14 protein-coding genes are annotated in these 17,122 nt (G+C 65.5%); 1 reads left to right on the forward strand and 13 read right to left on the reverse strand.

Annotation, left to right across the window (positions count from 1 at the left end):
- Nucleotides 1-7: 7 nt before the first annotated feature.
- The 9 genes from GA0061099_RS30260 to hydA all read right to left on the reverse strand — a co-directional run bounded on the left by GA0061099_RS30260 (nucleotide 8) and on the right by hydA (nucleotide 11,721).
- The gene (locus GA0061099_RS30260) at nucleotides 8-1,612 is read right to left on the reverse strand and encodes an ABC transporter substrate-binding protein (protein WP_036023576.1); all 1,605 of its coding nucleotides are present in this window, start codon (nucleotides 1,610-1,612) and stop codon (nucleotides 8-10) included.
- A gap of 150 nt (nucleotides 1,613-1,762) precedes the next feature.
- A complete protein-coding gene (gene nikE, locus GA0061099_RS30265) occupies nucleotides 1,763-3,433 on the reverse strand; it encodes a nickel ABC transporter ATP-binding protein NikE (protein WP_036023575.1) in 1,671 nt (556 codons plus the stop codon).
- The gene (locus GA0061099_RS30270) at nucleotides 3,430-4,278 is read right to left on the reverse strand and encodes an ABC transporter permease (protein ID WP_036005271.1); all 849 of its coding nucleotides are present in this window, start codon (nucleotides 4,276-4,278) and stop codon (nucleotides 3,430-3,432) included. Before GA0061099_RS30270 ends, nikE begins: the two co-directional genes overlap by 4 nt.
- Nucleotides 4,275-5,309 carry an ABC transporter permease gene (locus GA0061099_RS30275; protein WP_036005288.1) on the reverse strand — a complete coding sequence of 345 codons (1,035 nt, stop codon included), beginning with the start codon at nucleotides 5,307-5,309 and terminating at the stop codon, nucleotides 4,275-4,277. Before GA0061099_RS30275 ends, GA0061099_RS30270 begins: the two co-directional genes overlap by 4 nt.
- A gap of 28 nt (nucleotides 5,310-5,337) precedes the next feature.
- Complete coding sequence (locus GA0061099_RS30280) at nucleotides 5,338-6,957, reverse strand: ABC transporter substrate-binding protein (RefSeq protein WP_036023574.1); 1,620 nt, start codon at nucleotides 6,955-6,957, stop codon at nucleotides 5,338-5,340.
- A 119-nt stretch (nucleotides 6,958-7,076) separates the two neighbouring features.
- Nucleotides 7,077-8,513, reverse strand: coding sequence for an NAD(P)-binding domain-containing protein (locus GA0061099_RS30285; protein ID WP_036023571.1), 1,437 nt, complete (start codon nucleotides 8,511-8,513; stop codon nucleotides 7,077-7,079).
- Nucleotides 8,510-9,259, reverse strand: a complete 750-nt coding sequence (locus tag GA0061099_RS30290) for an SDR family oxidoreductase (RefSeq protein WP_036023565.1) — start codon at nucleotides 9,257-9,259, stop codon at nucleotides 8,510-8,512. The genes GA0061099_RS30285 and GA0061099_RS30290 overlap by 4 nt, the downstream gene beginning before the upstream one ends.
- A 1-nt stretch (nucleotide 9,260) precedes the next feature.
- A complete protein-coding gene (locus GA0061099_RS30295) occupies nucleotides 9,261-10,235 on the reverse strand; it encodes an NAD-dependent epimerase/dehydratase family protein (RefSeq protein ID WP_036023563.1) in 975 nt (324 codons plus the stop codon).
- A gap of 16 nt (nucleotides 10,236-10,251) precedes the next feature.
- Entirely contained in the window at nucleotides 10,252-11,721 is a 1,470-nt protein-coding gene (gene hydA, locus GA0061099_RS30300; protein WP_036023562.1) for a dihydropyrimidinase, read from the reverse strand.
- 56 nt (nucleotides 11,722-11,777) lie between these two features.
- Between hydA and GA0061099_RS30305 the strand changes: the two genes are divergently transcribed.
- On the forward strand, nucleotides 11,778-12,440 hold the full coding sequence (locus GA0061099_RS30305) for an aspartate/glutamate racemase family protein (protein ID WP_036023560.1): 663 nt from the start codon (nucleotides 11,778-11,780) through the stop codon (nucleotides 12,438-12,440).
- On the opposite strand, the gene GA0061099_RS30310 is transcribed toward GA0061099_RS30305, so the two are convergent.
- The 4 genes from GA0061099_RS30310 to GA0061099_RS30325 all read right to left on the reverse strand — a co-directional run bounded on the left by GA0061099_RS30310 (nucleotide 12,437) and on the right by GA0061099_RS30325 (nucleotide 17,121).
- Nucleotides 12,437-13,096 carry a flavin reductase family protein gene (locus GA0061099_RS30310; RefSeq protein ID WP_193375180.1) on the reverse strand — a complete coding sequence of 220 codons (660 nt, stop codon included), beginning with the start codon at nucleotides 13,094-13,096 and terminating at the stop codon, nucleotides 12,437-12,439. The genes GA0061099_RS30305 and GA0061099_RS30310 overlap by 4 nt on opposite strands.
- Before the next feature lie 5 nt (nucleotides 13,097-13,101).
- Nucleotides 13,102-14,034 (reverse strand): N-carbamoyl-D-amino-acid hydrolase, encoded by a 933-nt coding sequence (locus GA0061099_RS30315; protein WP_036023557.1) that lies wholly within the window; start codon nucleotides 14,032-14,034, stop codon nucleotides 13,102-13,104.
- Nucleotides 14,035-14,146: 112 nt separating this feature from the next.
- Nucleotides 14,147-15,829, reverse strand: coding sequence for a long-chain-fatty-acid--CoA ligase (locus tag GA0061099_RS30320; RefSeq protein WP_036023556.1), 1,683 nt, complete (start codon nucleotides 15,827-15,829; stop codon nucleotides 14,147-14,149).
- Nucleotides 15,826-17,121: an aminotransferase class III-fold pyridoxal phosphate-dependent enzyme gene (locus GA0061099_RS30325; RefSeq protein ID WP_036023729.1), complete on the reverse strand. Its 1,296-nt coding sequence runs from the start codon at nucleotides 17,119-17,121 to the stop codon at nucleotides 15,826-15,828. Before GA0061099_RS30325 ends, GA0061099_RS30320 begins: the two co-directional genes overlap by 4 nt.
- Nucleotide 17,122: the final 1 nt, after the last annotated feature.

Genomic DNA, 17,122 nt, shown 5'->3' on the forward strand with positions numbered 1-17,122 from the left:
CGCACGATCATGCGGACTTCGACACGCCCCAGAAGAACGGCAGCGGTCCCTTGGCAACGCCGGAGACGTTCTTGCGCCAGGCGGTGTAGCTCAGGAAGAAGCCCGTGGGCGCGTAAACCACGTCATCGAGCGCCGCCTTGTTGAGGCGGCCGATGGCAGCCTTCTCCTCGTCGACGTTCTTGGCCTCGAACCACGAGGCGACCTCCTTTTCGGTGGCCGCGCTGGTGGGCCAGCCGAACCAGGCCTTGTCGCCGTTGGCACGAATGGCGGTGTAGGGAGCCGGATTGACGCAATCCGCGCCGGCGTGCCAGGTGTGGAACATGTTCCAGCCGCCCTGTCCCGGAGGTGTCTTCTGCGCGCGGCGGGAGCCGACCGTGCCCCAATCGGTTGCGACGAAGTCGACATTCATGCCGAGCTTCTTGAGAAGATCGGCGGTGACGTCGCCCATCGCCTTGGTGATTGGCTGGTCCTGCGCGACGAGGCACGTCACCGGCTGGCCGGAATAGCCGCTCTCGGCGAGCAGCTTCTTGGCGGCGTCCAGATCGCGCTTGCCCTTCAGGATCTCGCCGCCCACTTCGGTGTAGAGCGGCGTATCCGGCGTGAAGTAGCCGGGCAGCGGCTTCCACAGCGAATTGTCGTCGCCGACGATCGCGCGCATGTAGTCTTCCTGGCTGAGCGCCATCAGCACCGCACGCCGCGCCTTGACGTCATTGAACGGCGGATAGAGGAAGTTCATGCGGAACGAGCCGATATTGCCGAGGGGATCGCCGATATCGACGCTGATATTCTTGTTCTTCTTCAGAACCGGAACGAGATCCGCGATCGGGTTCTCCCACCAGTCGATCTCGCCGTTCTGCAACGCGGCCGCCGCGGTTGCCGGATCCGGCATGATCACCCACTCGACGCGGTCGACCATCACCTGCTTGCCGCCAGCAAGCCAGGACGCCTTCTCCTGCCGCGGTGAATAGTCGGCGAATTTCTCGAACACGGCCTTCGCACCGGGGACCCACTCGCTCTTGGCGAACTTGAGCGGACCGGAGCCGATATACTCAGAAATCTGCTTGAACGGATCGGTCTGCGCGATGCGCTCCGGCATGATGAAGCTGCAAGGCGAATTGTTCTTGCCGAGCGCGTAGAGCAATTTCGGGAAGGGCTGCTTCAGCACCCATTTGAAGGTGCGGTCGTCGACGGCCGTGAGCTCCTGCTGGAGCGCCTTGATCATCAGGCCCATCGGATCGCGCGCCGACCACCGCGTCAGGCTTGCCACGACGTCCTTGCTGAGCACCGGCTCGCCATCGTGGAATTTGAGGCCGGGCCGCAGCCTGAACGTCCAGGTGGTGCCGTCGTCGGTCACTTCCTCGGACTCGACCATCTGCCGCTGCGGCCGGAACGAGGAATCGATGCCGTATAGCGTGTCCCAAACCATCGCGGCGGCATTGCGCACGACATATTGCGTGCCCCAGATCGGGTCGAAATTGGCGAGATTGGCCTGGGGCACGAAACGCAGGGTGCGCGCCGAGGCACCCTGAGCGATCGCCGGGGCCGACAGGCCACCCGTCAATGCCAGGCTGCCCGCGCCAGCCAGTCCCTTCAATACCGTCCTGCGATCCATGAAGTCCTCCCAGAAGTGCCGTGATGCCAGCTATTCATTGGCAAAGGGCAAGTGAAACCGAGCCCATTTGCAAGCAAATGGTATGCCACTAAATGCGGCTTCGCCAGCGGGATCTCGCCATTTGGCGGTCCAGGAATGCGAGTTCGGGGCTTACAGAGCGGCCGCCAGCGTCGGCCCGGTCTCGATATGCGGGATCGCTTCGACCAGTTTGCGCGTGTAGTCGGTCTTTGGATTATCAAATAACGCCCGGCTCTCGCCCTGCTCCACGATGCCGCCGTTGCGCAGCACGATGGTGCGGTCGCACAGCATGCGCACGACGTTGAGATCGTGGCTGACGAACAGCAGCGCAATGTCGTTCTCGCGCCTGAGGCGATCGAGCAGTTGCAGCACAACCGCCTGCACCGAGACGTCGAGTGCGGCGGTCGGCTCGTCCAGCACCAGCAGCCGCGGCCGGCAGGCGATGGCGCGGGCGATGCCGACGCGGGCCTTCTGCCCGCCGGAGAGTTGATGCGGAAACCGCGGCAACAGATCGAGCGGCAGCCCGACTCGCTCGGCGCATTCTTCCACCCGTTTGCGCAAGCCTGCGCCCGCGCGCATGCCGTCGAGCCGCATCAAGGGATGGGCAATGCAATCGAACGCCGTGAAGCGCGGGTTGAGGCTTTCGTTCGGGTCCTGAAAGACCATCTGGATGTCTTTGCGCAACGGCGAGCGGTGGAAATCGCGCGCCGCCACGTGCCCGATCGACTGCCCGTCGAACACGATGTCGCCCTCGCTCGGATCGATCAGGCGGCAGATCATGCGCGAGGTCGTGCTCTTGCCCGAGCCGGACTCGCCGACTAGCCCGACACTCTCGCCGCCCGCCATCGTCATCGAGAAGTCGGCAACCGCAGCGGAGCCCTGATCGAAACGCTTGGCGAGCTTGCGCACTTCCAGGAGCGGCGGCGTGCCGTGCGCTCGCTCCTGCCTGGGTCTGGTGACGACGTTGGCGTAACGCTCTCTGTCCTCCTCCGTCACGAGATCTGCGATCCGTGACGTCGCCGTCGGCGACGCCGCTACCAGGCGTCTGGTATAGGCGTGCTGCGGCGCGCTGAAGAGAATGCCGGGGCTCGCCTCCTCGACGATGCGGCCGCGCTCCATCACGGCAATGCGGCGGCAGTAGCGTGCCGCAAGGCCGAGGTCGTGCGTGATCAGGATCGTGGCCATGCCTCGCGCGGCGGCAATGTCTGCCAGCAGATCCATCACCACCTTCTGCGTCGTGACGTCGAGCCCGGTGGTCGGCTCGTCCGCGATGAGCAGCGCGGGATTGCAGGAGATCGCGATCGCGATCATGACGCGCTGGCACATGCCGCCGGAAAGCTCGTGCGGATAGGCGTTCATCCGCGCCTCGGGATCGCGGATCTGAACGGCGCGCAGCAGGTCCAGCGCCTCGGCACGCGCGGCCTCTTTCGAGATACGCTTGTGGGTGAGGATCGCGTCCGCGATCTGCAGGCCGATCGCGCGGATCGGGTTGAGCGCCGCCCGCGGATTCTGGAAGATCATCGACATCGCGGCGCCCTGCAGCTGTCGCAGATCATCGCCGCGGAGCTTGGTGACGTCCTGCCCGCGGAACAGAATCTTGCCGCCGGTGACGCGGCCGGCTGCATCGAGCAGCCGCGTCGTCGCAAAGCCGGTGACCGACTTGCCCGAGCCGCTCTCGCCGACGAGGCCGAGCATCTCGCCGGCCTTGACGGTGAGCGTGACGCCGCGCACGGCCTCGACCATGCCCCGCCGCGTCGAGAACGCGACGTGGAGGTCGTCGATCCTAAGCAGGTCCTCGCTCATGTGCGCATCCGGGGATCGAGAATGTCCCGCATGCCGTCGCCGAGGAGGTTGAAGCACAGCACGGCCAGCATCAGTGCGAGGCCGGGAAAGGCCACCAGCCACCAGCGTCCGGTGGAGATGAAGCGCGCGCCTTCCGCGACCATGATGCCCCATTCCGGCGTCGGCGGCTTGACGCCGAGACCGATGAACGACAGGCCGGCGGCATTGAGAATGGCCCAGCCGAGATTGAGCGAGATCTGCACCGCCATCGCCGGCAGGATGTTCGGCAGCAGGAAGCGCAGCACCACCGAGAAATGGCTCTCGCCGCAGGCGCGCGCAGCCTCGACCCAGCCGACATTGCGGCGGACGTTGACCTCGGCGCGCGCGAAGCGGATGTAGAACGGAAGATTGATGATCGCGGTCGCGATCACGATGTTCTCGATCCGGTTGCCGAGCGCGGCGACCATCGCCATCGCCAGCACGAACAGCGGAAACGCCATCATCACGTCGACGAAGCGGCCGACGGCGCGATCAAGCCGTCCGCCGGCATAGCCGCAGAACGCGCCGACCACGGCCCCGATCACGAAGGAGATTCCGACCGCGGAGACTGCGATGGCAAGGTCGAGCCGTGCAGCGATGATGAGACGGCTGAACACGTCGCGGCCGAGCTGGTCCGTACCGGCAATGTGCGCCGCACTCGGTGGCAGCAGGGCCTCCGACACGTTCGAGGCCACGGGATCGTAGGGCACGATCCACGGTCCGAAGATCGCGACCAGGACGAACAGCGTCACCCCGGCCGCGGCCACCGCCGTGAGCGGATTGCCGCGCAGGATCCAGACCGAATGGCGAAGTGTGGCGCTGGTCATTCGATCGACACCCTGGGATCGGCGATGCCGTAGCAGATGTCCACGACGAGATTGACCAGCACGAACAGGCTGGCCATCAGCAGCACGAAACCCTGCACCGGCGCATAGTCGGAGGACAGCAACGCGTCGAGCGCATAAGAGGCCACGCCCGGCCAGGAGAACACTTTCTCCACCAGCACGTTGGCGCCCAGCATGGTCGAGAACACGATGCCGGCGATGGTGATGACGGGCAGGATCGCATTGCGGAGCGCATAGGTGACGACCACCTTGCGCCAGGACAATCCGACCGAGCGCGCAGTGCGCACGAAATCGCTGCCGAGCGAGACCAGCATCGAGGCCCGCGTGATCCGCGCCAGCGGCGCGATCACGAACAGCGCCATGCTCACCGCCGGCAGGATCAACTGCCTGCAGGCCGCCCACCAGCCCTCGACGTCGCCGGCGAGCAGGAAATCGATCGAGAGGAAGCCGGTGCGCTGCGGCGGCAGCGAGGTGAAGACGTCGATGCGCCCGGTCGGATCAGGGGCCAGCCCGAACAGATAATAGAAGACATAGATCAAGAGCAGGCCCGAGACGAAGGTCGGCACGCAGACGCCGAGTGCGCAGAACAGCCGCACGCCGTGATCGATGATTGATCCCGGCCGCAGCGCCGCCAGCACCCCAAGCGGCACCGCCGCGATGAGCGCGATCAACAGTGCGGTGAAGGTGAGCTCGAGCGAGGCCGGCAATCGCTCGCGCAGGTCCTTCAGCACCGGCTGTCCCGTCATCATCGAGCGGCCGAGATTGCCGTGGCCGATGTCGGAGAGATAGAACACGAGCTGCTCCGGCACGGATTTGTCGAGCCCCATCTGCTTGCGGATCTGCTCGATCTCCTCCTTGCCGGCATTGGGCCCCGAGGCGAAGAACACCGCGGGGTCGCCGGGCAGGACGCGCATCAACAGGAAGGTGAAGACCAGCACACCGAACAGTGCCGGCAGCGACGACAAGAGCCGCCTGCCCGCCCGCACCATCGTTGCACCAAGACCGGTCGTCACCATTCAGCGTCCCTGCTGGCCGCGGATGTCACTTGCGGCTGACATCGCGATAATCCACCTGGCGGTGGAACTCATAGGTGTAGCCTTCGATCGACGGCGCCATCACCGCGTCCTGATTGGGCTGCCACAGCATGATCTGCGGCATCAGGTCGACATGCATCGCGTTGAGCTTGCGGCCGGCTTCCTCGTACTTGGCCTTATCCGGCTCGAAGCGGGCCTCCTGCGCAATCGCGGCAAGGTCCGGATTGTTGATCGAAGAGTAATTCCAGCGCTGAGTGCCGGTGTAGAAGTTGCGGTAGAAATAGTCGGTCGACGGCAGCCAGGCGACGATGCCTTCGGTGAAGAACGGCAGCTTCTTCTCGTTGATCTGCGTCGACATCTGCGCGTCCGGCAGCTTCTGGATGTCGACCTTGATGCCGATCTTGCCAAGAGACTCCTTGACGAGGGCGGCCATCGGCTCGGCCGTCGAGGCCTGGCCGACATTGAAGCTGAAGGTGGTCGAGAAGCCTTCGGGCAGACCTGCAGCCTTGAGGTATTCCCTGGCCTTGTCGAGATCCATCTTCACCGGCTGTTGGAACGGATAGATGCCGTTCGCCGGCTTGCCGTCCGGCCAGGTCGCGCCGAACAGCGGCGCGCCGCGGCCGAACAGGGCCGCCTTGAACATGTCCTCATAGGGCAGCGCGGAAGCGATGGCGCGGCGGACATTGACGTTGTCGAAGGGCGGGATCTGGTTGTTCATCGAGACGTAGGTGACCGCATTGTATTGCGGCGTCGAGATTACCTTGAGCTTGCCCTTGGCCTCCAGCGACTGCACGTCGCTGGCCTGCAGGTCGAGCACGAGATCGGCATCGCCGCGCTCGACGAGGTTGGCGCGGGTCGCCGGCTCCGGCACCGATTGCACGATGACGCGCTTGAAGTACGCCGGCTTGCCGGGCGATCCCCGGTTCCAGGCCTCGTTGCGCTTGATGATCACCTGCTCGCCCGGCTTGAAGCTCTCGACCGCATAGGCGCCGCTGCCGGCGGTGTGCTCCTTCAGCCAGGCCGTGGCCCAGGGATCGTCAGCCGTCGCGTGCTCTTTCGCCACTTTCGAGTTGATGATCATCGGGTACACGGTGGCAAGATTAGGCAGCGCAAGCTTGTCGGGTTTGGGAAGCGTCACCTCGATGGTGAGGGGATCGATCACCTTGAACTGATCGGCCGACGTCAGCGAGCCCGTCAGCAGCTGCGCCTTGCCGAGGATCGGCGCGGTCACGCAGCGGTCGAGCGACCACTTGACATCCTCGGCCGTAACAGGCGAGCCGTCCTGGAACTTTGCATCCTTGCGCAGGCGGAAGGTGATCTTAAGGCCGTCGGGACTGACGTCATAGGATTCGGCGAGCTCGCCGGTGATCGTGTCGAGGTCGAACACCCATTTGCCGTTGAGCTGCTTGCGGCCGAATGCCACCAGCCTGTCATAGGTGCTCATGCTCAACGCGAAGGATTCGCGGGTCGAGCCGGGGATGTTGGGATCGAGCGTGTTGACGGAGGCGCCGGTGACGTAGCGCAAGGTCTCTGCCCTGGTTTGCGCTTGCGACGGCGCAGTGGCGATGAGCAGCAGCGCAGTGGTGGCGAGAACCGAGGTCGCCAGTCTGAAAGACACAAAACGCATTGGTTTTTCCCTGAATTTCGAACGAGAACGCCAGCAAGGCAGGTTCAGAAGGAAGCAAGTTGCGCGCCAGTCCGATCGGACATTTCGAGGGACGCGAGGTCGCGACGGCGCATGGGTGATCACAGCGATTCCCCGATTTCTCGCGCCTGACGCGTCACCACAGCCTGGGGCACGTCATAGGCGCTGAGCGAATCCCAGTGCCGTGCGACATCGGCGCGAAACAGGCCGCGCGTCAGGCCGTGGACCAGCTTTGGAACGGCGGTCGTCATCGCATTGATCGACGATCCCGACGGGCCGAAGCTCATGGTCGAGGCGATGGCGAACAGATGGATGTCGGCGATCCACGGCGTCATTCCCGGCTCGCGCTCGGTGAAGGCATAGTCGTCGGCGAGATAGGGAAAGCGGCCGAGCCGTTCGTTGCGTTCGTCTTCCGGCGGCTGGTAGCGGTCGGCCCAGGTCGCGATGTTGCCGGCACATTGGGCGAGCTCGCCGCGGCCGGCAAAGTCCATGTCGATGCCGGTGCCGCAGATGACGAAATCGGCGGTGATGGCGCCGCGCGGCGTCTGGAGTTCAACGCCGTTATCAGTCTTGCGCGCGGCTTCGACCGGCGCGCCCTCGTGCAGTGTGAAGTTGGCGTGACGCGCGCAGCGGTCATAGGTCGGCTGCGGAAATCCTTCCCGCATCTCGAGGATCTTGCGCATGAAGCGCCAGCGCCAGGCATCGTCGAGATCGCTGAGATGGCGCAGGAAGCCGCGAAAGGTCAGCCAGCGATAGGGCTGGATCACCTGGATCTGAGCGCGTCGGCACAGCAGGCGCACTTCAGCGGCACCGGCCTCCAGCGCAGTCGCCGCATTGTCGAAAGCGGAGGCGCCGGCACCGATCACGGCGACGCGCTTGCCGCGCAGGCTTTCGAAATCGATGTCGTCGGCGACGGTTGCAACAGAGCTCGCCGGCAGATGCACCAGCTGCTCCGGAATCATCCAGCCGCCCATGCCCTCCTGCCCTGTCGCCAGCACGATTTTGCGGGCATAGAGCGTTTCGACCTCTGCTGCCCGTTTCACGCGCGCAGCGAGCAGGCCGTCAGCCGCCGGCGCGATCTCCTTGAGCTCGCAAGCGTTGCGCACCGGCAAGCCGACCGCGCGCCGCAGCCAGAGCAGATACTCCGCCCAATGCTCGCGCGCGATCAGGCCGAGCTCCTGCCAGCTCGCCTTGCCGAAGCGGGCCTCGTGCCAGGACTGGTACGTCAGGCCGGGGATGTCGAGGTCGGGCCCGGTGTAGTCCTTCGGGCTGCGGAGCGTCGGCATCCGGGCGTAGGTGAGCCACGGGCCCTCCTTGCCCTCTTCGGCCTTGTCGATCAGCAGGATGTTGCTGACGCGCGAGCGCAGCAGGCCGAAGCCGATGGCGATGCCGGACTGGCCGGCGCCGACGATGAGAACATCCAGCGCCGGCTTGCCGTCTGGCCCCGCTTTCGGTTCGAGCCACGCCGCGCCGGGATGCGCGATCCGAGCGAGATCGGCGTGAATGTCGGCTTCGAGCTGGGTCAGCGTCTCACTCATGCGGCGAGCCAGCCTCCGTCGACCACCATCACGGTGCCGGTCGTGAACGACGAGGCATCGCTCGCGAGATGCAGTGCGGTTTGCGCGATCTCCTCAGGCACGCCGAAGCGCTTCATGGCGTGGCGGTTGCGCGAGGCCTCGCGCACTTGCTCGGAATTGGCGTGCCGGGCAAAGCTGCGGCGAAGCATCGGCGTGTCGATTGCGCCGGGCGCGATCGCGTTGACACGGATGCCATCCGTTGCGAAATCCACCGCCATGGTCCGCGTCAGGCTGATGATCGCGCCCTTGGCCGCGATATAGGCGCTGTTGCCCTTGCCGCCGGCAATGGCGAGCTGCGATGCCAGCGTGATGATCGAGCCGCTGTTCTGCCGCTGCATCTGCGGCACCGCAGCCCGCGCCCACAGCCAGGTGCCGCCGACATTGGCGCGGAACACCGCATCCCAGTCGTCCAGGCTCGTGGTCAGCACCGTGCCACCACAGGAGAAGCCAGCCGCGGTCATGAGGATATCGAGCCGACCATGCCGGGCCACGACGTCGCCGACGACGGTTTCGGCGAATGCGCCATCGCCGACGTCGCCGATATGCGTCGTCGCTTCGCCGATAAGGCTCAGCGTTTCCTCGAGGCCCGCGGCGTCACGATCGACCAAAGCAAGGCGCGCGCCCTCCTCCGCGAACAGTTTTGCGCTGGCGCGGCCGATGCCCGAGCCTGCGCCGGTGATGATGGCCGTGCGCCCCTGCAGCCGCATGTCAGATCCCCTCCCTGTGCTGCATCCACCAGGCGCTCATCGCGGCAGCTGACTCCGCACAGCCGAACCGCGCGCGCCAGCCGAATTCGTCGGCCATTCGCCTCACTGAGAGCGGCGCGCGATCGCCTCCATGAAGCTTGATGAAGGTCTTCTCGCCCGGCTCCGCCAGCCGACACTCCAGCCCGGGATGCAGGGCCGCAAAAGCCTCGCCCCATTGCAGCGCCGACCAGGCCGCGCCGCTGGAGATATTGTAGAGCCGATGGCGCGGCCGCTCGGCTTCGATCAGCACAGCCACGGCCTCGGCGGCGTCCGGCGCGTAGGTCCAATCCTTGATGCCTGGCGCCGGCAGCAGCGCCGGCTCGCTGCGCGCGAATGCGGCTAGAATCTGAAACTGGAGGCTTGGCGTATCGCGCACCTTCCCGATGCGTTCCCACGGACCGAACACTGCGCTTAAGCGCACACTCAGAAAATCGCCTCCCCACAACTCGGCAAGCCGCGCCACGGATCTCTCTGACGTGAATTTGCTGACGGCGTAGAAGGAGACGGGATCGCACGGCGTCTCCTCGTCCAATATCGGATAGCGTTGCCCCGCGGCTCCATAGGCAGATGCTGACGACAGATTGATCACACGCCGAACACCGCGGCGGATCGCAGCGCTCAGAATCGGGAACTGAGCCATCACATTGATCTCGAGAATGCTCGAGGTCGTGGACCGCTCGAGCTGATCCCCGGCAGTTATGGCAGCGCCAAGGACAATCGCGTCAAAGCCCTGCTTTACAAGCGTTTCGATCCTCTCGACGTCCGAGATCTCGCCCTGAATAATCGTGAGCCGCTCCCGGTAGTCGGCAAAGGATCGCTCCGCTCCAGCCGGCAGTTGCTTACGATCATACAGCGTCACCTCATGCCCGCGCGCGAGCAGCACCTCGGCGAGATTGAGGCCGACAAAGCCGGTGCCGCCGAAGATGACGATCCTCATCGCACGCGATCCACCATCACAGCAGCTCTGCCCCAAAATTCCGTTCGGGATCCATGTCGGCGACGAGCCGGCCGGTCGGCCTGGCCGCCTCGCCGCCGCTGCGCGCCAGGAATTTTCCGCTGCCGGCGCTCGCGAGGCACTTGTCGCCCTCGATGATCACGCGGCCGCGCGAAAGCACCGACACCGGCCAACCCTTGAGCTTGCGACCCGCGAACGGCGTGTAGCCGGCAAGGTCGTGCATCATCTCGTCGGCGATGGTGACCTCGCGGTTGGGATCCCAGATCGCGATATCGGCGTCGGCGCCGACGGCGATCGAGCCCTTGCGCGGATGCAGGTTGTAGATCTTTGCAGGCGCCGTTGCGGTCAGCTCGACGAATTTCTCCAGGCCCAGCCGACCCTTCGATACCATCGCGTCGAACAACAGCGGCAGCCGCAGCTCCAGGCCCGGCAGGCCGTTGGCGACCTGCTTGAAATTCGGATTGGGGCCGGCGCGCAGCTTGCCGGTCTCGTCGTAGCGATACGGCGCGTGGTCCGACGAGATGGTCTGGAGATCGCCGAGCGAGAGCGCCTGCCACAGCGCCTCCTGGTCGGCATGCGAGCGCGGCGGCGGGCTGCACATCCATTTGGCGCCTTCCGCGCCGGGCTTGTCGAGATCAGCGGCGGTCAGGAACAGGTATTGCGGACAGGTCTCGGCAAAGACCTTGAGCCCCTGCCCGCGCGAGTCGCGGATCACCTTGGCGCCTTCGGCTGTCGAGACATGGAAGATCATGATCGGCTGGTCGATCAACGCCGCCATGCCGATCAGCCGGGTGAAGGCCTCGGCTTCCGACACGCGGGCGTGGCTGACGGCGTGGTATTTCGGCATGGTGTAGCCGCGCGACAGCAGCCGCTTCACCATCCAGGCGATGATGCCGTGGTTCTCGGCATGGGCGCATAACATCGCGCCGGACTGACGCGCCGCGAGCAGGATGTCGAGCAGCGGCTCGTCATCGACCTTGAGGCGGTCATAGGTCATGAAGATCTTGATCGAGGCATGGCCCTGCTTCACCAGCGCGGGAATGTGTTCCTCGACCGTCTCCTTGGTCGCGTCCGCAATGATCATGTGAAAGGCGTAGTCGATCACCGCACCCTTCTTCGCCAGGGCGTGATAGTCCGCGACGACCTCAGGCAGCTTCATGCCGACATGTTGAGCCGCGAACGGAATCACCGTGGTGGTGCCGCCGAAAGCGGCAGAGACGGTCGCGCTCTCGAACGTGTCGGCGTTCATGATGCCGGCGGCCGACAGCTGCTCGATATGGGCGTGGCTGTCGACGCCGCCGGGCAGCACCAGCTTGCCGCGCGCGTCGATCTCGCGCTTTGCGGGCGGAAGCCCGCGGCCGATGGCCGCAATGGTCTCGCCGGAGATGGCGACGTCGGCCTCGAAGACGTCGGTCGTGGTGGCGACGCGGCCGCCGCGGATGATCATGTCGTAAGCGGGTTCAGTCATGAGGCACTCCGTGATAGGCTTGAGGCACGTTCGCTAGATCTCGCAGGAAGTCCATCATGTCCCGGCCACGCATTCTCGTCATCAACCCGAACTCCAACCACAAGGTCACGCAGGGGCTGGAGGACGCGTTGAAGCCGCTCGATTTCGAGGGCGGGCCGGAAGTGGTCTGCCAGACGCTGGCCGAGGGTCCGTTCGGCATTGAAAGCCAGGCGGACGCCGATAGCGTTGCGATCCCGCTGCGAAAGCTGGTCGAAAGCGACAACAGCTCGGCCGCCTTCGTCATCGCCTGCTACAGCGATCCCGGGCTGCAGGTTTGCCGCGAAGGCACCGACCGGCCCGTGTTCGGCATCGCCGAGTGCGGCGTGCTGACGGCGCTTTCCCGCGCGGAGACTTTTGGCGTCATCGCGATCGCCCAGCGCTCGATCCCGCGGCACATGCGCTATCTCAGGCAGATGGGCCTGACCGACCGCTTTTCCGGCGAGCGGCCGCTGAACATGAGCGTCGCCGAAACCGCCTCCGGCGAAGGCACGCTCGCCAAGATGATCGAGGTCGGCCGCGCGCTGCGCGACGAGGACGGCGCCCGTGCCATCGTGATGGGCTGCGCCGGCATGGCCCGCCACCGCCGTGCGCTGGAAGACGCGCTGCGGATTCCCGTCATCGACCCGACACAGGCGGCCGTCAGCATGGCGCTGGGTACGGTGCAGTTCTCGGCTCACTAGGCGTCCTTCAGCTCGTTGGTGTCCTGGCGCGCGAGCCATTGCGCATGGCTCTCGCGGACAAGGGCAAACGTATCCCGCTGCGTGGTGTAGAGATTGCCGAACATGCGGCCAATCGGCCGGTAAGCGTCGAGATCGACATACATGTTGGCGGTGTCGACTAGCCCCTCGCGGGCGTGAACCCGCAAGACCTCGCCGACCAGGAGCTCGCGATCGGGCGAGAAGGTCATCACGACATGGCGCCGGCATTCCAGCGCGAAGGGCGCCGCGGCGAGACGCGGCACCTTCACGTCGACGGAGGGAAGCGTCGCCAGGCCCGTCGCGGCGACCTCGCTGTCGCCGGAGGGGAAATCGACCGCGCAGTCGTTCATCGCGCCCGACAGCGCCTCGTCCACCATGTGCACCACGAACTCGCCGTCGCGATGGATGTTGCGGGTGGTGTCCTTCGGCGAGTGATCCGGCTTGTGCTGGAGCCCGAGCACGATCAGCGCCGGACTTTCGGAGAACACGTTGAAAAAGCTGAACGGCGCGGCATTCACCGCCCCGTTCTCATCCAACGTCGTCACCAGCGCGATCGGCCGCGGCACCACCACGCCGCAAAGCAGCTTGTAGCGATCGCGCGGATCGAGTTCACGCAAGGATATGCCCTTGTCAGCCATCGGCGTCACTTCTCCGGCGGGGGCACCGCGCCGGTCTGGCTGGTGATCAGACCGTAATGCTCGATGCGGCGATGCCGGGCGAAATCGAAGATCGTGGTCTTGCCGAACGTCGTGGCATCGAGGTCGCAGGGATGAACCAGAACTTCGTCATCTTCGGTCTTCGCTTCCGCGACGATCTCGCCGTTGGGATCGACGATCAGGCTGCCGCCGAACAGCGGGTGACCATCCTCGACGCCGGCCTTGGCGACGGCGACCACCCAGGTCGCGTTCTGATAGGCGCCGGCCTGCACCGAGAGGCGGTTGTGGAACAGGCGCTTTTCGACGCCCTCCTCGCTCTTCTCGGCATTCACTGACGGCGTGTTGTAGCCGATCAGCACCATTTCGACGCCCTGCAGGCCCATGACGCGATAGGTCTCGGGCCAGCGGCGGTCGTTGCAGATCGCCATGCCGATGATGCCGCCGAGCTCGCGCCAGACCTTGAAGCCGAGATCGCCCGGCTCGAAATAGCGCTTCTCCAGGTGCTGGTGCGAGCGCTTGCTGTCGTATTCCACATGGCCAGGCAGATGCACCTTGCGGTATTTGCCGACGATCCTGCCGGACTTGTCGGTCAGGATCGCGGTGTTGAAGTGGTGGCCATCGGGCGTCAGCTCGGCATAGCCGAAATTCATCGCGATCCCGTGCTGGGCCGCACGCTCGAACAGCGGCCTGGTCGCAGCGTTCGGCATTTCGCGCTCGAACCAGATGTCGAACTCGGCGCGGTCCTCGACGTACCAGCGCGGGAAGAACGTCGTCAGCGCCAGCTCGGGATAGACGATCAGGTCGGCACCCTTGCTCTTGGCTTCGTCCATCAGCGCGATCATGCGCTTGACCACGGCCTCGCGGCTGTCGGCTTTCTGAATCGGGCCCATCTGGGCGGCGGCGACATTGACGATGCGCATCAGCGAGTTCCTGATTTCTTGAGTTTCTTGGCGAGGCTGGGGATCGCAGCTTCAGGGACGAGGCGCACGCAGCATATCGCAGCCTCGCGCTGTTTTTCCAGCCAAGCAGCTTTCATGCCGTCCGCCCCCATTCGGCATCCTGCAACAGCCGCCAGTTGATCTTGTTGCTGGCGGTGCGCGGCAGGGACTCGACGAAGACGACGGCGCGCGGCGCCTTGTAGCTCGCCATCGCGCCGCGCGCCCAGCCGACGATGTCGCCCTCCGACGTCGTCGCGCGCGCGGCGTCATCGAGCACCACCAGGGCCTTGACAGTCTCACCGCGATAGCCGTCCGGCGCTGAAATGATGCAGCATTCCCGGATGGCGCGGTTCTGGTACATCGCCGCCTCGACCTCGGCCGGCCACACCTTGAAGCCGCTGACATTGATCATCCGCTTCAGGCGGTCGACGGCGAAGAAATAGCCGCCGGCATCGCGGTAGCCGAGATCGCCCGTGCGCAGGAACCGCTTGCCGTCCCGTTCAATGAGGGCTTCGGCATCCGCCTCCGGCCTGTTCCAGTAACCCTGCAGCACCTGCGGCCCGTGCACGATGATCTCGCCGACGACATTGTCGTCGAGCTCGATCAGGCTCTCGGGATCGATCACCCTGGCGTCGGTCTCATGCACGGCGATGCCGAGGCACTGCCGCTTCGGCGCCGCCATCGGATTGAGGTGCGTCGGAGACATCGTCTCGGTCATGCCGTAGCCCTCGACGAAATCGAGCCCAAACCGCCCCTTCAGCCGTTCCGCGACGGCTGTCGGCATCGCCGCGCCGCCACCAGTCAGCACCTTGAGCTTCGCAAAACATTTGTCGCGGAAACTGGCGCTGGCGAGCACATCCACGATCATGGTCGGCGCAGCGTTCCAGAACGTGACGCCATAGGTCTCGAACAAATCCGGCAGCAGATCCTTGTCCCAGCGCGCCATCAGCAGCAGCGTGGCGCCGGAGACGATGGCGGCATTCATCGAGCCCTGCATGCCCGCGACATGGAACAGCGGCATGAAGCCGGTCATCACGTCGCTGCCATTGAGCCGATACCAGCGCGCCTGCAAGACGGCGGTGAACAGCGCGCTGCGATGGGTGTGCATGCACGCCTTGGGCTTGCCTGTTGTCCCTGAGGTATAGGGCAGGATCATCAGATCCGCCGGCCCCGCCTCCATCGCACCCGGCTGCAGGCCCTGCACTATCGCGGGCGACCACGAATACCAGCCCGGCGATGACGGCGGCTCCAACGGTGCCTCGGTCACGCATGATGGCAGCGTGTAGGGCGTCGCGGCTGGAACTTCGTCGCGGTACTGCGCGACAATCGCATGCGTAATCGCCTTCCCCACCAGCGGTGCAAACACATCGCTTAGCTCGCTGCCGATGATCGCAACTCTGGCGCCGCTATCCGCGGCGAGATACGCGATCTCGGCGGTCTTGTTCATGGGATTGCCCGGCACGATCACGGCATCCGCCCGCATCGTCGCATAGTAAGCGATGACGTATTGCGGCGAATTCTGCAGCGCGATCATGACGCGGTCGCCGCGCTTCACTCCGCAAACGCCTTGCAGAAAGCCGGCCATGGCATCGACCCGGTCGCGCAGCTCGGCGTAGCTCAGGCTCGCCCCGTAGAACATTGTCGCCGGATGCGTTGGTCGTTCACGTGCAGCACGCGCGAGCGCGTCGTAGAGCGTCCCCTCCGGCATCGCGAGATGCCACGGCTCATCCGCCGGCCAGGCCGGCGAACGACGAGGTGCTGCGTGGTCCGCGATCACCCGTGCTCCTTATCGGCAATTTCGAGGCCGTGGTCGAGCGCGTCCAGAAGCTGGTTAGCCTCCCACTCGGAAATCACCAGCGGTGGTGCCAGGAACAGCGAGGTCTGCTCGCCGCTGGTCCCGATCACGGCGCCGGCTTCCAGCGCGCGCTCCGCGACCCGCGAGGCGATCGGCACCTCGGTGGTGTCGGCGTGCCAGGCCCGCCAGTCCGGGCCGTGCAGCTCCACCGTCCAGTGCAGCCCCTGCCCAGCCACGCGCTGCACGCTCGGATGCTTTTGCGCGATTGCGAGGAGGCGGCGGGTGAACAGCTTCTCCAGACTTTGCACGTGGTCCAGAATCTTGTCCTCACTGACGACCTTCAGATAGGCGCTGACGGCCGCCATGCTGATCGGATGGCCACGCAGCGTGCCGTAGTTCTGCCAGCTCGTGCCCTTCAGCCGCTCGACGATGTCTTTGGACACCACGACAGCGGCCACGGCCGCCGCGCCGCCGCCGAGCGACTTTCCGAGCGTCACGATATCGGGCCGGCTCTGCGCGCCCTGGAACGCGAACCAGCGCCCCGCGCGGCCCGCGCCGGTGACGACCTCGTCCGCGATCCAGTAAGAGCCGGCCTGCCGCGCGCAGCGCGCGACCTCGTCCTGATAGGCCCCGTCGTAATAGATGCCGCCTTGGGTGTAGTCGATGATCGTCGCGGCCGTATCCGAGAGCAGGCGCGGGGCGTCCGCGAGATATTCGCTGGGCGGGGTGTTGTTGGCCGGCGCGCCATAGATCGCCCCATCCGGCGCCGGCAGGATCCGCACCGGCGCCATGGGTGCCGGTAGTTTCGAGCCGCCGGCGTGCACCGCAAGGCCACCGTGCCATTGCGGCTGCACCGTCATGCTGCGCGACAGCCCAGTGATGCCGTGATAGGCGCGCTCGCGCGTTGCCAGCGCCGAGCGCTGCGTCAGCGCCTGGCAGAGCGACAGCGCCATGTCGTTGGCCTCGCTACCACTGATGCAGAAGCGCACCGCGCCGACCCAGTCCTCTTCGCCCTTGAAGGCGGTGGTCATCAGATCGTCGGCGGCCTGCTCGCGGCCAACCCAGGTCCACCCTTCATTGACGACGGGCGTATCGGCCGCGCGGCGGATCGCCTCCACCATTGCAGGATGGCGATGGCCGAGACCGCCGCCGGTATTGCTGCCGTCGATCAGCTTGCGGCCATCCGCAAGATGAAAGTAGACGCCCTCGCCGCCGACCACGGCCATCGGCGCGGCCTCGCCCGCATTCAGGCCGGTTCGCAACAATCTGCTCATC

Origin of the sequence: Bradyrhizobium yuanmingense (assembly GCF_900094575.1) — a bacterium.
Taxonomy (GTDB): Bacteria; Pseudomonadota; Alphaproteobacteria; order Rhizobiales; family Xanthobacteraceae; genus Bradyrhizobium; species Bradyrhizobium yuanmingense.